This window comes from Dorea sp. AF36-15AT, from assembly GCF_003477705.1.
GTDB lineage: Bacteria > Bacillota > Clostridia > Lachnospirales > Lachnospiraceae > Claveliimonas > Claveliimonas ammoniilytica.
This window is the reverse complement of sequence record NZ_QUDV01000002.1, coordinates 301765-323196: the sequence shown is the minus strand read 5'-3', so window position 1 is coordinate 323196 and position 21432 is coordinate 301765. Positions and strand designations below refer to the sequence as shown.

The following is a 21432-nucleotide window of genomic DNA, read 5'->3' as shown; positions in this document are numbered from 1 at the left end:
AACTAATTAAGCACTCTTCTTTGCCATTGACGCGTACAATTTCTCACACAAGATACCACGGATCAGGATAACTACCAGACCACAAAGGAAATATCTTACTGCAAGACCAGCAGTTGCATAACCAGCCTCAGCAACACCTGCTGAAATACCTGTCCATACAAAAAGCTCACCAGCGTTTGCATGTGGGAAAAGTCCTGTAATAGGATGTACAAAACTTACTGCTGCATCATAAAATGCCGGTTTGTACTTCTCATCCAGGAAACGTCCGAATGTATAACATGCCGGGTTTGCCAGGAAGAATACTGCCATTAAAGGAAGTAATGTGTACCGAAGAATCATATACTTCGTAATTTTCTGAGCGAAATTCTCAACTTTCTCTGTACCTACAAGTTTGATGATAGCATTTACCGCTGTCATCAAGCACACTACAAGCGGAATGATGCCGGTAACCCAGCCCATAAATGTTTCTCCACCTGCCTGAAATAGACCAATAAATCCACTTGCTACATTAGAAATAGCTTCCATAGTCTCTCCTCCATTTACTCATTTATAGTATCCTACTTTATATATAATGATCACAGCTTGTCCGGCTTCGTTCACATGTCTGGGCCCTTGACTGCAAAATCCACCCGGCTTTCGCTATTCATTTATATATCTAAAATAATATTATCAAAGCAACTTCTCTGCTGCATCAATATTCGTAATTAACATATTGATGAATCCACCCTTAATCGCTCCTCTGATAGCTTCAGCTCTGTTCTCGCCTCCCGCTATGCCAATTCTGTTTCTGACTTTTTTCATCATCTCCAACGGCATACCTGCTACACGGTCATTAAATGCACGAAACTTCTCAGTAGCCCCATCTTCATCAAAGAAATGCAATGCGATATCTCCTGCCATTCCGTCTCGGGCAAACTTTTCCAGGTTCTCACCTGTAATATACCCTGCCCGAACCAGTGTTGATTCCACTCGTTGTGGAATGCCGATTCCCATGATCAGCGTATCTAACTTCTGAAAATCATCAAATATGTAACTTATCGACTTCTCTTTCAGAAAATACTCCATTGCTTTCTGCTCTGAAAAAACTGCCGGCGACAGGAACTGTGTATAAGTCCCTCCAAACTTTCTGGAGAACTCCTGTGCAATACGATTACTCTGCACATCCACCTTATCAATCGTGCTCTGTCCAATACCTCCGACAATCGGTACAAACATCAGCTTCTTATCTTTTTCAAACGCCCGGTTCGTCTTCACGATATTGTGAAGCGTATGTCCCATGGTTACTCCGATCCAGTCCCCATCTTTGAAGAACTGCGAAAGATAAAGAGCTGCCCGCTCATACATACGCGATACCGACTCCGTCTTAGTATCCAGTGCACTGCTTTCTACGACAATAACCTCTTTCAGACCATATTTGCGTTCCAATGCCTTTTCTAGCTTGTTGTAGGAAAACTGTACAGGATTAATCACCTCTACACGGACAATCCCACTTTCTTTTCCTTTCTGAAGCATACGCGACACTGTAGCTCTGGAAATTCCCAGATAATCACTGACTTCCTGCTGACGCATATCATCTTCGTAATACAAGCTACAAACTTTATATATCAGCCGCCAATCATCTACAATTTTCTTCATCCAGATCTTCTCGCTTTCTTCTCCTAAATCTTAGTACATATTTACCTCAACTTCAATAGATTCGAGTTGAATATTTGTAAAAGTTTACCATTTCTCACAATTCCATTTTTACAATTGTTCAATGCTTTTGTAACAATTGATAATTATCTAACAAAGATAACACTTCTCGTCTACACGCCCCAATGTTTACAATTCATTTCCCCTCAGTATAACTTCCGCAACAAACAGATCCTCCATCGTTGTTATCTTTAGATTTTCATAGGATCCTTCTACCATTTTTACTTTACAGTCACCATATTTTTCCACCAGCATCGAATCATCCGTTACTCCGTCCATTCTTCCAAGCCGTGCTTTTTCATGTGCCTGTCTGATAATTGAATAACGAAAAACCTGCGGCGTCTGGACCGCCCACACACGGGCTCTTTTTGGCGTTTTTGTAACAAATTGTTCTTTATCAACAATCTTCACCGTATCCTTAGAAGGCATTCCAACCACACATGCACCAGTCTCTCTGGCTCCATCCAGAGCTCTCTCCAAAATATCTCTGGTGATGAACGGGCGGATACCGTCATGGATATATACATAATCCGTTTCTCCGCAGGCCAGCAGACCGGCATACACGGAATCATACCGCTCCTTCCCGCCAACAACTACTTTTTCTACTTTTCGAAATCCATATTTTTCTACTATCTTTTTCTGACAATAGTCCACACAATCCTCGCTGGTTACCAGAATAACATTGTTAATGAATGATGCTTTCTCAAAACATTGCAGCGCATAATACACGATAGGCTTTCCTGCTATGCTCAAAAATTGCTTCTTCACTTTGCTTTTCATACGTTTTCCCTGCCCTGCCGCAAGTACGATCGCAGTACATCTGTCCTTCATGTCCTATCGTTCCCCCAGCTTCAGATTCGGTACTGCATTCAGATCCCATCCATGACGGGTTCCCTTCAGGTACTCATAGTATGCTGCCACGCCGATCATCGCCGCATTGTCCGTACAGAATATCGGAGACGGATAATAAAAATCAATATCGTTCTTTTCACAGGCCTCTTTCATAGCACTGCGAAGCGCACTGTTCGATGCCACTCCGCCGGCGATTGCAAACTTACGAAGTCCGTATTCTTTCACTGCCTGCATAGAGTTAGCCACCAGTACATCTGTAACAGCTTTCTGGAATGAAGCAGCAACATCCGCCTGATTCCAGGTCTCGCCTTTCATCTTACATCCATTCAGATAATTGAGCACCGCCGACTTCACACCACTGAAACTGAAATCGTATGGCGTATCTCCCATGTGCGCTCTTGGAAATTCAATTGCATCAGGATTGCCTTCTTTTGACACTTTATCAATCTTCGGACCTCCCGGATATCCAAGTCCGATAGCCCGGGCCACTTTGTCAAATGCCTCACCTGCCGCATCATCTCTTGTGCGTCCCAGAATCTCAAATTCTCCATAATCTTTCACACACACCAGATGTGTATGTCCACCGGACACCACCAGACAGAGGAACGGCGGTTCCAGTTCTTTGTGTTCAATAAAATTTGCAGCAATATGTCCTTCAATATGGTGTACACCGATCAAAGGTTTTCTGGCCGCATAAGCGATTGCTTTTGCCTCAGCCACACCGACCAGAAGCGCTCCCACAAGTCCCGGTCCATAAGTTACACCAATGGCGTCAATGTCATCCAATGTAACCTTTGCCTCATCAAGTGCTGTTTCGATCACCTGATTAATCTTTTCAATATGCTTTCTGGATGCAATCTCCGGCACCACGCCACCATACAACGTATGCAGCGCAATCTGCGAAGAGATCACATTAGACAATACTTCTCTGCCATTTTTCACAACAGCCGCAGCCGTTTCATCACAGGAACTTTCGATTGCCAGAATCAGCAAATCTTTTTTTTCTTCCATATTATGCCTCCTCAAATACAAGTTCAACGGACTGTCCATCTCTTGATGCCACTGTATTTCCAAAAATATCCCGTGCATCCTTCAGGTACTCCTCCGGTCGATTCAATGACGGACTGTAATGAGTCAGCCACATTTCTTTTACCTCTGCCGCCTTCGCAAGTTCAGCCGCCTCATAAAATGTCATATGCTTATATTCTTTTGCTTTCTTTAACTTATCCTTCTCTCCATACATGCCTTCACAGATAAATAAATCGGCATGCTTTGCATTCTCCAGAATCGACTCGGTCGGTCTGGTATCCGTTGCATAAGCGATCTTGAGACCTTTTCTGGCCGGTCCAAGTACCATATCCGGAGTCAGGATTCTCCCATCCTCTTCCACGGTCTCACCACGCTGCAGAACTCCCCAGTATTTCCTTGGAATCTCTGCTGCCTCTGCCCGGCTGACATCAAACTTGCCTGCACGGTCAATCTCCATTGTATATCCATAACACAATACGTTGTGATTTACACGAAACGCCTTCAGGCGGTAACCATTCATCTCGAACGTCTCTTCCGGACCTTTGATTTCCTTATATATAATCTGAAATGGCAGTTCCGGCGCAATGACGCGCAGGGCGCCTACAACCCGCTCCAGACCTTTCGGTCCAATCAGGGTAAGTGGTTCCTTCCGATCTGCATTGCCCATAGTAAGCAATAGTCCCGGAAGCCCACTGATATGATCTCCATGATAATGCGTAAAGCAGATCACATCGATCGGCTTAAAGCTCCATCCTTTTTCTTTGATGGCAATCTGCGTACCCTCGCCACAGTCGATCAGCAGACTGCTGCCATTATAACGCACCATCAAAGAAGTGAGCCATCTGTAAGGAAGCGGCATCATACCGCCGGTTCCCAGCAAACATACATCTAACATTCTATCCTCTACTTTCCGGTGGAAGTAAAAATGCAGCAACCATCTCATCATAGCAATCTTCACACAGATCAAATCTGTCTACCCGGTTGTCCTTTCTGGAAAAATAGCCCCAGCGTTTTTCTACAGACAGCACGTCTTCGCTGAGCAATCCATTCACAGCTGTAATTTCCCTTCCACATTTATTACAGATAATTTTTTTAATTTCTTTCGTTTCTTTCATCCCATATTTGCGCATACGATTCCTCCTGTTGTTATAAACTGTATATCGTCTTACGCCTACATTATAACCATCGCCCAGACGTTATCCTAGTGGGAACTCTTTCCTTTATTGCCACCTGTCACAACAGTTCCAGACTCATAAGAATCGCATTTTCTGTCGGATTTGTATAATAATTTTTCCGCACGCCATCCAGGACAAACCCCTTTTTCTTATAAAAAGCTTTTGCTGATTCGTTGCTTTCCCGAACATCTAGCAGTAATTTATTTACACCATTGTCCGCACAGATAAACGCCAGTTCTTTCAACAAACGAGAAGCTACACCGTTTCTGCGAAAGTCCGATTCTACCGCAATACGGGCAATCTCTCCATCTTCCAATACATAATAAACAATCAGATAGCCAACCAGTACACCATCCTCCAGTGCTGACAAAAGCAGCGTCTGCGACTGTTCCATGCTTTCTCTGATTGCATTCTCACTCCATGGATCTGAAAATATCTCTTTTTCAAGCCTTGCCACATCCGCAAGATCTTCTTCCCGCATTCTACGGATACAAAACATATTATCTTGCCTCCTGTTTCGCACGTTCTCTTTCCGCGCGCTCACGTTCTGCCTGTGATACACGGAGATAATCCGGCTGATGTTCCACCGCCGTCTCCGTCTTGCCTTCTTCATAATAGCGGATCGCCAGGCTTCCTACCGAAGCTGCTCTCTGACGATTCATAGATGCAGGTGCAAAATGTAGATCAGACTCTGGCATAATCTCTGTCACGAGTCTTTTCCTGAATACCGGCACTCCATCTCCCAGGAAAACAACTGGTCTGCTATACTGTTTCAACTTCTCACCCAGTTCTTCAATACTGACCGCCATCTGATCTTCCAGCACACGTAATTCATTACCGTCAAATTCATAAATTCCAGTATATACCTGACCGCGTCTTGCATCCATGATCGGACACACGATCTTATCTGTTCCCCAGAGATTATACGCAAGTCCTTCCAGAGTCGGGATATGGATCAATGGCTTTTTCAGCGCAAGTCCCAAACCCTTCGCCGTCGCAGATCCAATTCGAAGTCCGGTAAATGATCCCGGTCCTCCCGCTACTGCAATGGCATCTACCGTATTCAGATCCAGTTCTGTCATGTGCGCAATCTCATCCAACATAGGCAGTAACGTCTGAGAATGTGTCTTCTTATAATTAACTGTATATTCTGCGATGGTACTTGTCTCTTCTCCATCCTTTTCTACAACAGCTACACTCGCCACAAGTCCTGAGCTGTCCAATGCTAATATTCGCATATTTCTATCCTCCGATAATCAAATCCTTTATCCAGATCTTTCTCAATCCGTATCTCTGTATAATGTTCCGGAAGAATCTCTTCAATCAGGTTCGCCCACTCGATCAGGGACACTCCCTGCCCATATACATAATCCTCGTATCCGATCTCATCCATCTCTTCCACATCACCGATCCGGTATACATCAAAATGGTAAAACGGAAGTCTGCCATCCTCATACACCTGTACAATTGTAAATGTCGGGCTGCTCACCGGCTCTTCAATCCCAAGACCTGCTGCCAGTCCCTGCGTAAACACCGTTTTGCCGACACCAAGGTCTCCCACCAGCGTATACACCTGACCAGGCTCTGCCGCCTGTCCCAAGCGAAATCCCAGATCACGAGTATCCTTCTCGCAATTTGATTCTATCAATTCTCTCTTCATATTAATAAACCATCCATTTTCTATTTCGAGTATACACACACTATAGCATATCTTTCTTTTTTTTTCTATATATGACACTGCTTTACCAGAACAGCCCCAGTTTCTTCACAACTTTAAGACCGATCTTATAATAAAACGGAAGAAGCTTGCCATCTGCCTCTTTCAGCTTCTGGCGGATTGCCAGATGCTGTGGACAGTGGCTCTCGCATTTACCACATCCCACACAGGCACTGACCGGTCGGAAATCTTTCCGTAGACATACGGTCTGAAGATATTCGTGACGTCCCGCGCCTTTCTTTTCTGTATACATGTGATTATAACAACGAAAAGCTGCCGGAATGTCAATTCCTTTCGGGCATGGCATACAATATCCACATCCGGTGCATCCTACTTTCAGGGTGTCCTGTATGTCTTTTTTTACCGCCTCAATCAATGAGAAATCTTCTTCTGTAAATTCGCCGGTCTGTACTTCCGATGCTATACGAACATTTTCACGGATCATCTCTTCTGAATTCATCCCCGAAAGCACACAGGTCACCTCCGGTTGTTCCCACAGCCAGCGGAATGCCAGTTCTGCCGGAGTACGTTTCTTTGGATCTTCTGCAATTCGCTTTTTTGCTTTTTCCGGTAACAGATCCACCAGTTTTCCACCGCGTAAAGGTTCCATGATAATTACCGGAATCCCACGTTTTGCCGCTTCCTGAAGCCCTGTCCTTCCTGCCTGCGTGTATTCATCCATATAGTTATACTGAATCTGACAAAAATCCCAGTCATAAGCATCCAGAATCTGGATAAACATCTCCGTATTACCGTGAAAAGAAAATCCGATATTGCGAATTTTGCCCTCTTTCTTTTTCTGTGTGATCCAAGCTTCAATACCAAGCTTCTTCAGTTTCTCCCATGCCGCAACATCTGTCAGCATATGCATCAGATAATAATCAATGTAATCTGTTTGAAGACGTGTGAGCTGTTCATTAAAATATTTTTCAATTGCTGCACCTGACTTGATATAATACTGCGGCAATTTGGTTGCAAGCCTAATTTCTTCCCGGCAGTGATTGCGATGTAGTATCTCGCCAACTGCCACCTCACTTCCCGGATAGATATATGCTGTATCCAGATAATTCACACCACTTTTAATGGCAAGCATCAATTCCCTTTCCGCTTTATCGAGATCTATGCTGTTACCATTTTTTGTAAATCTCATACAACCATATCCCAGCAAAGAAATTTGTTCTCCATATCGATCTTTTCTATATTGCATATCATTCTCCTTTGATCACAAAATCTTAAAATTAATTAACACACCTGTGGTCAGCTGTAAGAGTTATTATACGTGAATCCATTTTCCATGTAAAGAGACTTGCATTCTTGGATATAGTGTGCTATCCTTACAACATAAATGGAATAGTAATTCTTCGGGGTCGGGTGTAATTCCCAACCGGCGGTATAGTCCGCGACCTGTTGTATCCTACACAGTGCAGCAGCTGATCTGGTGAGATTCCAGAACCGACAGTAAAGTCTGGATGAGAGAAGGATTGTGCAGTATCATTTGAATGATAATTGACCCCGGCATATGATGTCGGTTTTTTTTATTTGCATTCTCTACGCACATTTCGAGAAGAGTTCTTCCTTTTATAATCCACATCAAAAGGAGAGAAAGAAAATGGATAACACATTAACTAACGAACGCACACACACGTCTTCTAAGACAAGGATTCTGGCACAGATCGGAATGCTCGGAGCCATCTCTGTTGTACTGATGCTTTTCGAGATCCCACTGCCATTTGCACCGGCCTTTTACGAGATTGACTTTAGTGAAGTACCAGTACTGGTAGGATGTTTTGCTATGGGTCCAGTTGCAGGTGCTGCGATCGAACTAATCAAAATTCTTCTGAACTTTGCAATCAACGGCACAATTACCGCAGGTGTTGGTGAACTTGCCAACTTCCTTCTCGGATGTTCTTTCGTTGTACCGGCAGGAATCATTTACCGCAAAATGCATACCAGAAAGGGTGCCATCATCGGTATGGCAACAGGTACTGTATTGATGACAATCTTTGGATGTTTCCTGAATGCATTTGTATTGCTTCCGGCTTACGGCAAAGCTTTCGGCATGCCAATGGAAGCACTTGTAGGAATGGGAACTGCAGTCAATGCTCATATTACCAACCTGTTTACCTTTGTGGCATTTGCAGTCGCACCATTTAATATCTTAAAAGGAATCATCGATTCCCTGATCGTATTCCTGATTTACAAGAAGATCCGTCCGGTATTTCGGATGCAGTAACCATCCCAAAGTATCATAACTCATTATATAGAAAGAGGTTTGAACGCTGTAAACACAGTCATTCAAACCTCTTTTTTATACATTCTTACTTTATACGTTCTTCATGGTAAGTTTATACGTTCTTCATGGTAAGTGCGATTCGTTTCTTCTTCAGATCCACACTCAGGACCTTCACATCCACGACATCGCCAACACTAACTGCTTCCAGTGGATGCTTAATGAACTTATTGGTAATCTCAGAAATGTGCACCAGTCCGTCCTGATGTACACCGATATCTACAAACACACCAAAATCAATAACATTTCTTACTGTTCCTTTGAGAACCATACCTTCTTTCAGATCTTTCATATCCAACACATCCGTGCGGAGGATTGGTTTCGGCATCTCATCACGTGGATCTCTGCCCGGTTTCTCCAGTTCAGCTACGATATCACGCAGGGTAATCTCTCCTACGCCCAGTTCCTGTGCTGTCTTCTTATAATCGCGAATCGTAAGTGACAATCCAGCGAGCTTACCGCCTGTGATATCAGATATCTGGAATCCCTGTTTTTCCAGCAGCTTCTTAGCAGCTTCGTAAGACTCCGGATGTACACTGGTCTCATCCAACGGATTAGCACCCTCGTGGATTCGCATAAATCCGGCGCACTGTTCATATGCTTTTGGTCCGAGTTTCGCTACTTTTAAGAGTTCTTTTCTGCTCTTGAATCTTCCATTTTCTTCCCGATATGCCACAATATTCCTGGCAATTGTTCCGGAGATACCGGAAATGTACGAGAGCAGCGGCGCAGAGGCAGTGTTAAGATCTACGCCGACTTTATTTACACAATCTTCTACAACACCATGTAATGCCTCGCCAAGCTTCTTCTGATTCATGTCATGCTGATACTGTCCGACACCGATGGATTTCGGATCAATCTTAACCAGTTCTGCCAGCGGATCCTGCAGTCGTCTTGCAATAGATGCTGCACTTCTTTGTCCTACATCAAATTTAGGAAATTCTTCTGTTGCAATCTTGCTGGCAGAATATACAGATGCGCCGGCTTCATTTACAATTACGTACTGCACTTTCTCTGGAATTTCCTTCAGAAGCTCCACAATAATCTGTTCCGACTCTCTGGATGCGGTTCCATTACCCAGTGAGATCAAAGAAATATTATACTTTGGGATAATCTTCTTCAACAAATCTTTGGATGCTTTAATCTTCTGTGGAGTAGTTGGTGCCGTCGGATAAATAACCGTAGTGCCAATAACTTTCCCGGTTGGATCTACCACCGCAAGCTTGCAACCGGTACGAAATGCCGGATCCCACCCCAGTACTGTGCGGCCAACGATCGGCGGCTGCATCAGAAGCTGTTCCAGGTTCTTGCCAAACACCTGGATTGCACCATCTTCTGCCTTCTCTGTCAGTTCATTCCGGATCTCGCGTTCGATAGCCGGTGCGATCAGTCTCTGATATCCGTCCTCAATTGCTGCTTCAATAGCTGCTGTGATTTCAGTATGATCTCCATGTAACATCTTTTTCTTCAGGTAACGCAGAATATCTTCTTCCGGTGCTTCGATCTTCACCGTCAGATATTTTTCCTTCTCGCCTCTGTTAAGTGCCAGAATACGGTGTCCCGCGATCTTAACCACTGCTTCTTCAAATTCATAATACATCTCATAGACAGATTCCGCTTCTGCATCCTTTGCCTGCGATACTACTTTACCTTTTTTCACAGTCATATTGCGGATCCAGCTGCGGTAAGCCGCGTCATCCGAAATCTGCTCCGCAATAATGTCCTTTGCTCCGGCCACCGCATCCTGAACAGTCTTTACTTCCTTCTCCGGATTAATATAAGCTGATGCCAATTTATCCAACGGCTCTTTGGACTGCTGAAGCAGCATCAGCATAGCCAGCGGCTCCAGTCCTTTCTCTTTTGCAATCATTGCTCTGGTACGACGCTTCGGACGATACGGACGATACAGATCATCCACTGCCACCTGCGTCTGTGCCTCAAGGATCCTGTCTCGCAACTCCTCTGTAAGTTTCCCCTGTTCTTCAATGCTTGCCAATACCTGTTCTTTTTTCTCTTCCAGGTTGCGCAGGTAGGTCAGTCGCTCTGCCAGCTTACGAAGCTGTTCATCGTCCAATGTACCATGCGCTTCCTTTCTATATCGTGCAATAAACGGAATCGTATTCCCCTCGTCAATCAGCTTCACAGCCGCATCTACCTGCCACCGCTTGACACCAAGTTCTTCCGTTATCTTCTGATTAATATCCATATATACACCCTTTCTGCAACATCTTAATGTGCACTTATGTATGTGCTCTGCATGCCTTATAGTATACCTTTTCCATTCTGTGATTACAATGTGTTTTTCCATCTTAACTACCCGAAATTCAGACAATGACAGTTCCATACAAACACCCAGTGATACAGGAAATGCCGGCACCTTAAAGATACCGGCACTTTCCGTTAATAGGAATTAATCATTCAGTTTCTACTTATTATAATTGCAGCTAATTAGCATACAGTTCTGACATCTGTGTATTCATAGCAGTCAAAGCTGTCTGCTACGTTCTTACATGTTAATTTTCCATCGTATGTATTGATAGCTGAGTAAATTACTTCGTTATCTTTACATGCCTGCTCAAGTCCCTTGCCTGCGATCTGCAGTCCGTAAGACAGTGTAGCGTTTGTCAGAGCGATTGTAGATGTTCTCGGAACTGCTCCTGGCATATTGCCTACACAGTAATGAACAACACCGTCTTCGATGAAGATCGGATCATCATGGTATGTAACCTTAGTTGTCTCACCACATCCACCCTGGTCTACAGCAACGTCTACGAATACTGCACCTGGTTTCATCTCTTTGAGATATTTCTTCTTGAACAGCTTCGGAGCAGATTTTCCTGGGATCAGAACACATCCGATTACAAGGTCAGCTTCTTTCACTGCTTTTTCAATGTTAGCATCGTTAGATACGAGTGTCTGGATACGTGCTCCAAAGATATCATCAAGATAAGCAAGTCTCTGAAGGTTGATGTCCATAATTGTTACGTTAGCGCCCATTCCTACAGCGATCTTACATGCGTTAGTTCCTACAGATCCACCACCGAGGATTACGATGTTAGCCTTCGGTGTTCCCGGAACGCCTGCAAGGAGAACTCCTTCTCCACCGAATCTCTTCTCAAGATATTTAGCACCTTCCTGAATACTCAGACGTCCTGCGATCTGGCTCATTGGTGCAAGAAGAGGGATGCTTCCGTTTCTTTCGATCAGTGTCTCGTATGCAACACCTTTTACTTTGGAATTAAGCAGAGCATCTGTCTGCGGCTTGTCTGCTGCAAGGTGAAGATATGTATAAAGGATAAGTCCTTCGTGGAATAATGGATACTCTTCCGGAAGCGGCTCTTTTACTTTGATCATCATTTCAACAGTGTCCCATACTTCTTTAGCAGTATCGATCATCTTAGCTCCAGCTGCCTCATACTCAGCATCTAAGAATCCTGATCCTTCTCCGGCTCCTTTTTCGATATAGACATCATGTCCTGCATTCACATAACTCTTTACATTGTCAGGAGTCATACCTACTCGAAACTCGTTGTTTTTGATCTCTTTTACGCATCCTACTTTCATTTTAAAATCCTCCTAAAATTTTAATCCGTTTGTTTTTTGAGTGAATATTATTTTTCATTTTTATTCTTTGCTGAATAATATTCTTCTCTTCCGTCTGACCTAATACTAGCACACACTGTTGTACATTACAATAAAAGTTATTTTTTTCACCAGTAAGTTTATTTTTTCACTTAATATTACGCTTTTTCTTCTATAAGAATGTCTTCCACATCTTGCACAAATTTCTTTTTCATGTTTAAATCTAACTATTAATATAATCTCCCGGAGGATAAGACTATGGAAAATATGCAGGATTTACTTCGCTCAGCACACATGACCAAAACGCAAAAGATTATTGCTGAATACATTCTGGACAACGCATCCGATGCCTGTTTTATGACATCTACCGAAATCGCCCTGAAACTTGGTGTCAGCGAATCTTCCGTCATACGTTTCAGCCGCACGATTGGTTTTTCCGGATTTATAGACTTTCAGAAAGCACTGCGAAAGGACTACCAGGATAAAGTTCTCAGTATCTCCAGCAGTATCACGACTCCTTCCCAGAGAATTGCCAAGCAGGCAAAACTGGATACTTCTGCCGAATATATTAACCGACATTTTAAAAATGCCGCCCATAATTTGGAAGAAATTTTTATCCAAAACCCTATTCAGAACTTTGAAAAGGCTGCTGATATAATTGTTTCCTGCAAACATAAATATATCGCAGCCACACGAGGAAACATCTGCCTGGCTGATTATTTTATCTTATATTTAAAACAGATGGTGCCACACGTAACAATGACCACCACTACCACTATGAGCCCGATTGATCATATGTGCAATATTTCCCATACGGATTGTCTGATTCTTTTCAGCTTTCCAAGGTATTCCTTGCAAGATAAGGTTACTGCCGAGATGGCTTATAATGCCAAAGCTGACATTATCCTTATCACAGACAAACCAAGCTCTGAACTTGCCAAGTATGCTACCGTGCTTCTGACTGTTCCCGTAGACAGCAATACATTTTTCAATTCCATGATTGCCCCACAGTTTGTATCTGAAGCTTTACTGGAAACAATCAGTCACAAAGCAAAAGGAATTGAAAAACGTCTCGTTACTATTGACAAATATCTTAGTAAACTTGGCAACTATTAGCTCTGCGGTCATGTCCAAAAAATATCATCCACGTGAAAGAAATAACTTTTATTGCACATTTATTTCTCATGTGCTAGGATGAACTCAAGCAAAAAATATAATTTTTCATCATGTGTATTTTACGAAGAATATTTTTCACTTCCGTCTATTATCAAATAAAGCGAAAAATATTGGAGGCATTTATATTATGGATGTATTAACACATGTATTAGCAAAAATTCAGACGGCTGTTTGGGGACCACCCACTCTCTTTTTACTTATGGGAACAGGGCTTTTTTTCACGATCGCGTTAGGTGGACTGCAAGTCGTAAAATTCCCAAGAGCATTAAAGTGTATTTTTGAAAAAGAAGATGGAGACGGAGACGTTTCATCTTTTGCAACTCTTTGTACTACCCTTGCAGCTTGTATCGGAACCGGAAGCATTGTCGGTGTTGCAACCGCTCTGCGTATCGGCGGTCCCGGTGCTCTCTTCTGGATGTGGGTATCCGCAATTCTTGGTATGACTACGAAATACGCCGAAGGGCTTCTTGCCATAAAATACCGTACAACGGACGAGAATGGTGAGATTGCCGGCGGTCCTATGTATTATATCCAGAATGGTCTCGGCGACAAATTCAAATGGCTCGCGAAATTATTTGCCTTTTTTGGCGCTGTAACTGCACTTCTCGGAAGTGGTACTTTTCCACAGGTACATGCGATTACAGAATCGGTAAGCACTTCTTTTCATCTTCCAGTATTACTTGTCGGTGCAATTATTACCATTATGACTGCTGTTGTAACATTAGGTGGAATCAAATCCATCTCCAAAGTAGCGGAATTTATCGTTCCTTTCATGGCACTTTTCTTTGTAGGCGGATCTGTTCTGATTCTTGTATGGAACTGCAAGGTAATTCCTGCTACATTTGGTCGCATCTTTGCATGTGCATTTTCTAAAGAATCTGTACTGGGCGGAACTGCCGGAACTGCAGTGATCTCATTTATGACAGCTATGAGAATGGGAGTTGCTCGTGGTGTATATACAAACGAAGCCGGACTCGGAAGTTCTCCGATCGTTGCCGCTGCCGCAAAAACGAATTCCTGTGTAAAGCAGGGTCTGATTTCTATGACAAGTGTATTCTTTACAACGATTGTTGTCTGCACGATGACTGGTCTTGTTGTTATTTCCAGTGGGCTGCTTGACAATTCAGAGTTAAGCGGAAGTATTCTCGTCACAGAAGCCTATAATGCCGGACTTCCGATCAATATTGGAACTTATTTGATTTCATTTGGTCTGATTTTCTTTGCATTTACTACAATTCTTGGTTGGAATTATTATGGTGAACGTTGTATCTTATATCTGACCGGAACTACAAAGAGTATTAAGCCTTTTAAGATTATTTATATTCTTGCTATTGCAATTGCACCGTTCATGACCCTTGATCCAATCTGGATGCTTGCAGATATTACCAATGCCCTGATGGGTATTCCTAACCTGATTGCACTTCTTGGTCTGCGTAAGGTTGTCATCAGCGAAACCAGAAAATATTTTCAGGTAAAAGAAACTATCGTTGCTGCTGAAGGCATTCAGGAATTAGGTTAAGGATATTCAACGAATTTGTATATTTTCTTTCAAATGCACGACAAAAACATAGTATGGATAACGTTACAGAGCTCGCTCGGTTTTCTTGTATTTGTACACTTCTTATGTTATACTGAATTCATCAACGTAAAGGAGTATTTGCAATGTCTGATACACAGGAGTTATCCAAACAGCAACTCAAATCAAAGGAAACCAAGGGGCGAATTTTCCGGGCAGCCAAGACTATCCTGCAGGAAAAAGGATACGAAGCTCTCTCTATAAAGAACATCTGTGAAGAGGCCGGCGTATCCAACGGAAGTTTTTATCATCATTTCAAGACGAAGGATGATCTTCTTTCCTATTATATCGAGGAACAGCCAAGTATTAATCCTGATCTGCTGGATCTGCCAGGCAGTGCCGAAGAAGCGATCACCACTATCGTCCATGTCTATCTAAACTATGTAGAATACTGCAAGGAACTGGGATTGGAATTCATATCCAACTATTATACGCCTAAGAACCAGTCACTGAATCCGGATATTCGTACGGAACGTCCTTATCCGATTCTGACAGTACACAATTATCTCCAGAAAGCAATCGATGCCGGAGCAATTACACTCCGTCGTCCGTTAGAGGATGTCAGCACCGATATCCGTATGATTGTTATCGGAAATGTATTCGAATGGTGTCTGAAAAATGGCAAAGCTAATTTTGAGCAGAATATGCGCAGATCATTGGAATGTTATCTGGACGGCGTGATTAATAAAGATATTTAATAAAAGAACCTTTCAAGTAGCGGGCTTGAAAGGTTCTTTTATTAGAGAATTGGCTAATTGCCATGTCAATCATTTCTTGTTTTTATTATAACTCACATTTATCGAGATTTCCAATCAGTAATTTTAATATAAAGAGCCTTTTATAGATGTCGTCTATAAAAGGCTCTTTATATTGGGATACTATTTCTAATTTAAATTCTAATAGCCTAAAATACAATAAACGATACCATCGGAATTGTGATAACCGACAGAATTGTAGTCAATGCTACTCCTCGACTCATCAATTCACTGTCTGCATCATAAGTTTGCGCAAGCATTACAACCATACTTGCTACCGGTGTTCCCAGCATTACCATGCAGACATGACACAACAGATCATTGTCCAGCAATTGAATCACAATTAACGTTCCAATAATCGGAATCACCAACAGTTTAACAAATGAAAACAACCATAATGTCTTATCACAAAATACATCTTTTAATTTCATTCCTGCTAATGATATTCCGATTACCATCATGCTCAGCGGTCCCGTCAGATTACTGACTCCTTTGGTTGCTGTGATCACAAATTCCGGCATATTCGGCTTAATAAACAACATTGCCAACGCAAATATAACCGCAATCACACCTATGTTAAATATGCTCCTGAGTTTCAGCTTTTCCTGCTTTTCGCCGTTTGCTGTGATAAGCACAATTCCATAAGTATAAATCAACATACAGAACGGTAATGTGAACAATGCCGAATATAATAATGCATCCGGTCCATATGCCGCTGCTACGATTGGAAATCCCATAAACGCAATATTATTAAAAATCATCATCATTTGATACAGATTCTTTTCCATTGATGTACGCATAAACATCGTAATGACTTTCGCGATTACAATCAATGCCACATACATAATGACAGCCAATTTCAATGCTTCCCAAATCTGTTCCGGCGATAATGTGGTTTCTTTATTAATTGTAGGCAGAATGATCAATGCCGGATTCGCCACATTTACAACCATCCAGCTAAATGTCTTACCAGCCCGTTCATCCAGAACCCCTTTACGCGCCAGGAAAAAGCCCAGCATCATATAGATGAACAGTACTAACATCTGTTGAAGTAACAGCATAGCTTAAATTACCGGTCCAAGACAGTATATATCCATCGTGCTTACATACTGAATTGCTTCATTCTTAGTCATTTCACCATTTAATACTCTAAGGAACATTGCAAATGCTTCTTCACCGACTTCTTCAATCGTCTTCTTTCCCTGAATGATCACTCCGGCATTCAGATCCATATCATGCTGCATTCTCTCATAAGTATTCGGATTACCACATATTTTCATAACGGGCATACTTGGGAATCCCTGCGGTGCCCCTCTTCCGGTAGAAAACATCAGTGCCTGTGCTCCGGTCGCTGCCATACCTGTAAGAATCTCAGGCTCACGTCCCGGTGCATCCTTGATCCACAAACCTTTCTCCGTGGTTACACGCATTGGATATTCCAACACGCCCTGAATCGGTCTGTGACCACTCTTGACAATTGCGCCAAGAGATTTTTCTTCAATACTGGACAAACCGCCCTTAATATTACCAGGAGTCGGTTGTCCGCCTCGCATATCTTCTCCGATCGCCTTGGCTCTCTGTTCCATACGATTTACAATCTCGTATATCTTCCTGCCAACCGGACCATCCGGTCCGCCTACTGCACGGTTCGCCAGTATATCTTCTCCTCCAAGGAATTCTGTCGTCTCTCCAAATACAACCGTAGCTCCAAGATCAACTAACTTATCGGCTACATATCCAATCACACAGTTTGATGCCATTCCGCTGGTTGTATCGGAACCTCCGCACTTAATTCCCATGATAACATTTGAAATGTCAACAGGAACTCTCTGCTGCCCTGAAATCTGCTGAACTAACTTCTGTGCAAGATCAGTACCCTGCTGAATTGCACGACTCATTCCGCCCAGTTCCTGAATGCGGATTACTTCTAATGGCTTGCCGCTTTTTTCTACTTCTTCCATGATCTTCTGTGTATCTGTGCCTTCACATCCAAGACTTACCAGCAGGACAGCACCCACATTCGGGCTTAACGCCAAACTGGTCAGCGTATCTGTAACACGCTTCAGATCAATTGGTAACTGACAGCATCCCTGATGATGAAAAAATCCGATTGTGCCTGCCACCTGTCTGCATATTGCCTGCGCAACATCTGTTGCACAGATTACGCTGGGGATGACTGCCACGTAATTTCTACTTCCGGCTCTTCCGTCCGGTCTCATATATCCTTGAAATGTAATGCTCATGGTTCCTCCTATAAGTCTCCCCGACCTCTTCTTGCTTCCATATTGTGTATATGTACATATTCGCCTTTTTTGATATCCTGACTGGCTCCGCCAATCGATTCGCCATATTTCATAATAGCTTCATCCTTTTTTATATCTCGAACTGCGATCTTATGTCCATATGGTATATCTCCAATTACATTCACGAGATCTACATTTCCTTTTTTGTCGCGAATCTCTACTTCTGTTCCATCCGTAATCCCATTTGCAAAAATGGTTGCGACATTATCTTTATCATCTACCTTTAATGCAATCTTTAGCTCCATAAACTTTTACTCCTTTACAGCCAAAACAGACACTCCATCTGGTATTACTACCACTTCTGCATCTTTTCCCTTCATCTCATATGCCATCCGCAATGCTTCATCAGGGCTGGATGCATGGATCATATTGGCCTTTTCAACTGTCTCTTTATCCAGATATGTTGTAACAAGTATCACTTTATGTTTTTTCAAAATCCGCGCATATATCTGTGCACACCACTGTTCTGGAATCGTTTCCTTTGGTGGGATTTTAGACAGATATGCATCAATTTCATCTACAGAGCCTTTAACGATCAGCTTCTCAAAATGCGAGCCGCCCATACCATCAACACAGGATGCACACATAATAATTACTGCATTTTCCCGTGCACAGGCTTCCGCTGTTGCAACTGCTTTCGGTGTCTGATAAAGGTTCTGATCCAGCGGATATCCACCATTTGATGTGATTACAATATCTCCTTCAATGCTTGGACACTGAGACAGCTTCCGTACGAACGCAACACCCTCTTCATGTGCCTGTTCCAGGTCTCCTGCAAATGCTGCCAGAATCTTTTTTTCACTGTTCTGAGCCACATTTAAAATAAACTGCACATTAACCTTTCTCGCCGCATATACCATGTCCTCATGAATCGGATTATGATGCAATACACCTGCCTGCGCATTCTGATTAGAAATTGCACGATATGAATGGTTCTCATTTACTGTAACTTCATTACAAATTCCCGGCAGAATACTCTTTCTTCCTCCGGAAAATCCGGCAAAGAAATGCGGCTCAATGAAGCCTTCCGTAACCAGCAGATCACATTCTGCAGCAAGTGAATTCACATAGAAGTCTGCTCCGGAAGGCAATTTACACATATAAGTAAATTCCTCTGGTTTAAATGCATCATTAACTGCAATCTTCTCATTGTCTACGATCGCATCACCAAACATTCTACGCTGTTCTTCCTCTGTGGTAGCCCTGTGAAGTCCTGTTGCAATCAATATCGTAATATCCGCATCCGGATTACCTTTTCTTATCTCTTTTAACAGAATCGGTAATGTAATCTTACTCGGCACTGCTCTCGTATGATCACTGGTTACAAGAACTACTTTGTTCTTTCCTACTGCCAGTTCCGATAATTTCTTTGTACCGATTGGATGCTCCAATGCCTCTTCGATGACCTCTGTCTCAGTTTTACCCGGCTGATAATCATCTGCCTTCGCATACATCACTGCTTTCAGATTCTCTTCTTCCACATGAAGCTCCATGGTACTTGTATAATATGGAATCTTAATTGTACGCATATCTTCTCTCCTTATGCTTATTTAGAAGCATTTGCTGCAATACCAATTGCATCCCAGACACCAGCGAACATTGGCGCATATCCGAGATCTAGATACCCCAGCTCTTCGGTCGTCATCCCTTGATCGATCGCACATGCACATACATCAATTCTCCATGCGGCTTCTTTCGCTCCCATGATCTGAGCGCCAAGCAGTGTATGATCTTTTGCATCATATACAAATTTAATCGTAAGTTCTACCGGATCCGGATAATATCTTGCATGGCTTCTGGTTGTTACTGTTTTGATCTTAACGTCCAGACCTTCTCTTTTCGCTTCTTTTTCAGAAATACCCGTTTTTGCAAACTCCATTCCAAGACAACGAAGCATAGAGGTGCCAAGTGCGCGATCAAAACATACTTCCTTTCCGATCATACTGTCTCCGGCTAATCTTCCCTGCTTATTGGCATAAGTTCCCAGTGCGATAAATGCCGGTTTTTTTAAAATCTTATGATATACGGTACCGCAATCTCCTGCTGCATAGACATCCTTTACGGAAGTCTCCATTGCTGTATTGGTAATGATTGCACCGTTTGGAAGTTTTTCAACAGAGTCGATAAATTTCGTATTCGGTGATACACCGATAGATAAGATTACGATATCTGCCGGATATCTTCCCTTGTCTGTGACGATCTCCGTTACCGTTCCATCTATACCTTCAAACGACTGTACCCGCTCGCCGGTGCATACAGCCACATCGTTTTTCTCCAGTTCGTCTTTTACTGCTTGTCCAAACTCTTCATCAAATACATTCAGTACCTGATCGAGTGCTTCTACAATGCGGACTGACTTCACTTTCTGTAATACACAGGCTTCTGCGATCTCAAGTCCGATGTATCCGCCACCTACGATAACTACATTTCCCTTGCTTTTCTGAATTGCAGTTTTGATAGCTTCTGCATCCTGAAGTGTCTTCAGGCAGAAAATATTATTCTGTCTGATTCCCGGAATCGGAGGTACTTTTGGTGAGGTTCCACTCGCAATAAGCAATTTATCATAATTATATGTACTCTCTTCTCCCTGCTCATTCTTGGCAGTTACAATTTTCTTCTCTGTATCCACTGCGATAACTTCCTGACCAAGACCAACGCTGATTCCGTTTTTTTCAAATTCCGGTGCTTTTCGAATACGAATTCTGTCCAGATCGTCATTTAAGCCTGCAACATAATATGGCAGACCACATGCTCCGTATGATACCTCATGGCTTTTTTCCAATACAATCACCTCTGTATCCGGAGCTTTTCTCTTCATTCTGGATGCAGCACTCATTCCCGCCGGATTGCCACCTATTACTAACGCTTTCATTACGCTTCCTCCACTAATTCAAAGACTGGCTTCGTGTATTCCTCACAGTCCATCCATTTCATCTTTACTTTCTTATTGCATGCAAGCTGTTCCGGTTCGCAGTCTACGATATTACTGATGATCCGCACGCCGCCTTCCATTTCAACCACACCGACTGTGTACGGCACCTTATCCTGCACTGACGGATGAAACGCTTTCTGGAATGTCACATAAGAATACAATGTACCTTCTCCTGACATTTCCTGCATTTCTGTCTCACTGCTCAAACAGTCAGGACACAGGAATGCTGCCGGCCAGCGAAGCTTTCCACATTTCTTACATCTTTGAATCTCTAATTTATGTTCTTTACAGCCTTCCCAGAACGTCTTTGTGTCAGCACTGATTCTGGGTGCAAAAAAATCAAGTTTTTCCAT

22 protein-coding genes and 1 riboswitch are annotated in these 21432 nt (G+C 42.8%); of the genes, 4 read left to right on the top strand and 18 right to left on the bottom strand.

Annotated features, from left to right (window positions below):
* Nucleotides 1–6: 6 nt before the first annotated feature.
* From srlA to DWZ93_RS05765, 10 genes are all read right to left on the bottom strand, one after another.
* Nucleotides 7–525: a PTS glucitol/sorbitol transporter subunit IIC gene (gene srlA, locus DWZ93_RS05810; RefSeq protein WP_118452238.1), complete on the bottom strand. Its 519-nt coding sequence runs from the start codon at nt 523–525 to the stop codon at nt 7–9.
* A gap of 144 nt (nt 526–669) precedes the next feature.
* Nucleotides 670–1635 carry a sugar-binding transcriptional regulator gene (locus tag DWZ93_RS05805; protein ID WP_118382614.1) on the bottom strand — a complete coding sequence of 322 codons (966 nt, stop codon included), beginning with the start codon at nt 1633–1635 and terminating at the stop codon, nt 670–672.
* Between the two features lie 186 nt (nt 1636–1821).
* Entirely contained in the window at nt 1822–2523 is a 702-nt protein-coding gene (ispD, locus tag DWZ93_RS05800) for a 2-C-methyl-D-erythritol 4-phosphate cytidylyltransferase (RefSeq protein WP_118452237.1), read from the bottom strand.
* Between the two features lie 3 nt (nt 2524–2526).
* On the bottom strand, nt 2527–3555 hold the full coding sequence (gene tsaD, locus DWZ93_RS05795; RefSeq protein ID WP_118452236.1) for a tRNA (adenosine(37)-N6)-threonylcarbamoyltransferase complex transferase subunit TsaD: 1029 nt from the start codon (nt 3553–3555) through the stop codon (nt 2527–2529).
* Nucleotide 3556: 1 nt separating this feature from the next.
* Nucleotides 3557–4468 (bottom strand): ribonuclease Z, encoded by a 912-nt coding sequence (locus DWZ93_RS05790; RefSeq protein ID WP_118452235.1) that lies wholly within the window; start codon nt 4466–4468, stop codon nt 3557–3559.
* A 1-nt stretch (nt 4469) separates the two neighbouring features.
* Nucleotides 4470–4703, bottom strand: a complete 234-nt coding sequence (locus DWZ93_RS05785; RefSeq protein ID WP_118382611.1) for a hypothetical protein — start codon at nt 4701–4703, stop codon at nt 4470–4472.
* A gap of 103 nt (nt 4704–4806) precedes the next feature.
* Nucleotides 4807–5247: a ribosomal protein S18-alanine N-acetyltransferase gene (rimI, locus tag DWZ93_RS05780; protein WP_118382610.1), complete on the bottom strand. Its 441-nt coding sequence runs from the start codon at nt 5245–5247 to the stop codon at nt 4807–4809.
* Nucleotide 5248: 1 nt separating this feature from the next.
* Nucleotides 5249–5986 (bottom strand): tRNA (adenosine(37)-N6)-threonylcarbamoyltransferase complex dimerization subunit type 1 TsaB, encoded by a 738-nt coding sequence (tsaB, locus tag DWZ93_RS05775; protein ID WP_118452234.1) that lies wholly within the window; start codon nt 5984–5986, stop codon nt 5249–5251.
* Nucleotides 5974–6408 carry a tRNA (adenosine(37)-N6)-threonylcarbamoyltransferase complex ATPase subunit type 1 TsaE gene (tsaE, locus tag DWZ93_RS05770; RefSeq protein WP_118382608.1) on the bottom strand — a complete coding sequence of 145 codons (435 nt, stop codon included), beginning with the start codon at nt 6406–6408 and terminating at the stop codon, nt 5974–5976. Before tsaE ends, tsaB begins: the two co-directional genes overlap by 13 nt.
* An 82-nt stretch (nt 6409–6490) precedes the next feature.
* Nucleotides 6491–7672, bottom strand: a complete 1182-nt coding sequence (locus DWZ93_RS05765; RefSeq protein WP_118452233.1) for an aldo/keto reductase — start codon at nt 7670–7672, stop codon at nt 6491–6493.
* 146 nt (nt 7673–7818) lie between these two features.
* A riboswitch (FMN riboswitch) is annotated at nt 7819–7950 on the top strand.
* Nucleotides 7951–8074: 124 nt separating this feature from the next.
* Between DWZ93_RS05765 and DWZ93_RS05760 the strand changes: the two genes are divergently transcribed.
* Entirely contained in the window at nt 8075–8698 is a 624-nt protein-coding gene (locus DWZ93_RS05760; protein WP_118452232.1) for an ECF transporter S component, read from the top strand.
* Between the two features lie 112 nt (nt 8699–8810).
* Here DWZ93_RS05760 and DWZ93_RS05755 read toward each other — a convergent pair whose 3' ends face one another.
* Nucleotides 8811–10961, bottom strand: a complete 2151-nt coding sequence (locus DWZ93_RS05755; protein ID WP_118452258.1) for a Tex family protein — start codon at nt 10959–10961, stop codon at nt 8811–8813.
* Nucleotides 10962–11203: 242 nt separating this feature from the next.
* Nucleotides 11204–12319 carry an alanine dehydrogenase gene (ald, locus tag DWZ93_RS05750; protein ID WP_118382605.1) on the bottom strand — a complete coding sequence of 372 codons (1116 nt, stop codon included), beginning with the start codon at nt 12317–12319 and terminating at the stop codon, nt 11204–11206.
* Nucleotides 12320–12595: 276 nt separating this feature from the next.
* On the opposite strand from ald, the gene DWZ93_RS05745 reads away from it, so the two are divergent.
* The 3 genes from DWZ93_RS05745 to DWZ93_RS05735 all read left to right on the top strand — a co-directional run bounded on the left by DWZ93_RS05745 (nt 12596) and on the right by DWZ93_RS05735 (nt 15787).
* Nucleotides 12596–13453, top strand: a complete 858-nt coding sequence (locus DWZ93_RS05745) for a MurR/RpiR family transcriptional regulator (RefSeq protein ID WP_118382604.1) — start codon at nt 12596–12598, stop codon at nt 13451–13453.
* Between the two features lie 187 nt (nt 13454–13640).
* On the top strand, nt 13641–15032 hold the full coding sequence (locus DWZ93_RS05740; protein WP_118452231.1) for an alanine/glycine:cation symporter family protein: 1392 nt from the start codon (nt 13641–13643) through the stop codon (nt 15030–15032).
* Nucleotides 15033–15175: 143 nt separating this feature from the next.
* Nucleotides 15176–15787 (top strand): TetR/AcrR family transcriptional regulator, encoded by a 612-nt coding sequence (locus tag DWZ93_RS05735; RefSeq protein ID WP_118452230.1) that lies wholly within the window; start codon nt 15176–15178, stop codon nt 15785–15787.
* 206 nt (nt 15788–15993) lie between these two features.
* On the opposite strand, the gene DWZ93_RS05730 is transcribed toward DWZ93_RS05735, so the two are convergent.
* Genes DWZ93_RS05730 through DWZ93_RS05705 form a run of 6 tightly spaced genes read right to left on the bottom strand, consistent with a single transcriptional unit; the run spans nt 15994 to nt 21432 of the window.
* Nucleotides 15994–16905 (bottom strand): AEC family transporter, encoded by a 912-nt coding sequence (locus DWZ93_RS05730; RefSeq protein WP_118452229.1) that lies wholly within the window; start codon nt 16903–16905, stop codon nt 15994–15996.
* Nucleotides 16906–16908: 3 nt separating this feature from the next.
* Complete coding sequence (locus DWZ93_RS05725) at nt 16909–18087, bottom strand: UxaA family hydrolase (RefSeq protein ID WP_199665898.1); 1179 nt, start codon at nt 18085–18087, stop codon at nt 16909–16911.
* Nucleotides 18088–18095: 8 nt separating this feature from the next.
* Complete coding sequence (locus tag DWZ93_RS05720) at nt 18096–18392, bottom strand: UxaA family hydrolase (RefSeq protein WP_118382600.1); 297 nt, start codon at nt 18390–18392, stop codon at nt 18096–18098.
* 6 nt (nt 18393–18398) lie between these two features.
* Nucleotides 18399–19676, bottom strand: coding sequence for a nickel-dependent lactate racemase (larA, locus tag DWZ93_RS05715; protein WP_118452228.1), 1278 nt, complete (start codon nt 19674–19676; stop codon nt 18399–18401).
* A 17-nt stretch (nt 19677–19693) separates the two neighbouring features.
* Complete coding sequence (locus DWZ93_RS05710; protein WP_118382598.1) at nt 19694–21019, bottom strand: CoA-disulfide reductase; 1326 nt, start codon at nt 21017–21019, stop codon at nt 19694–19696.
* Entirely contained in the window at nt 21019–21432 is a 414-nt protein-coding gene (locus DWZ93_RS05705) for a Zn-ribbon domain-containing OB-fold protein (RefSeq protein WP_118382597.1), read from the bottom strand. The genes DWZ93_RS05710 and DWZ93_RS05705 overlap by 1 nt, the downstream gene beginning before the upstream one ends.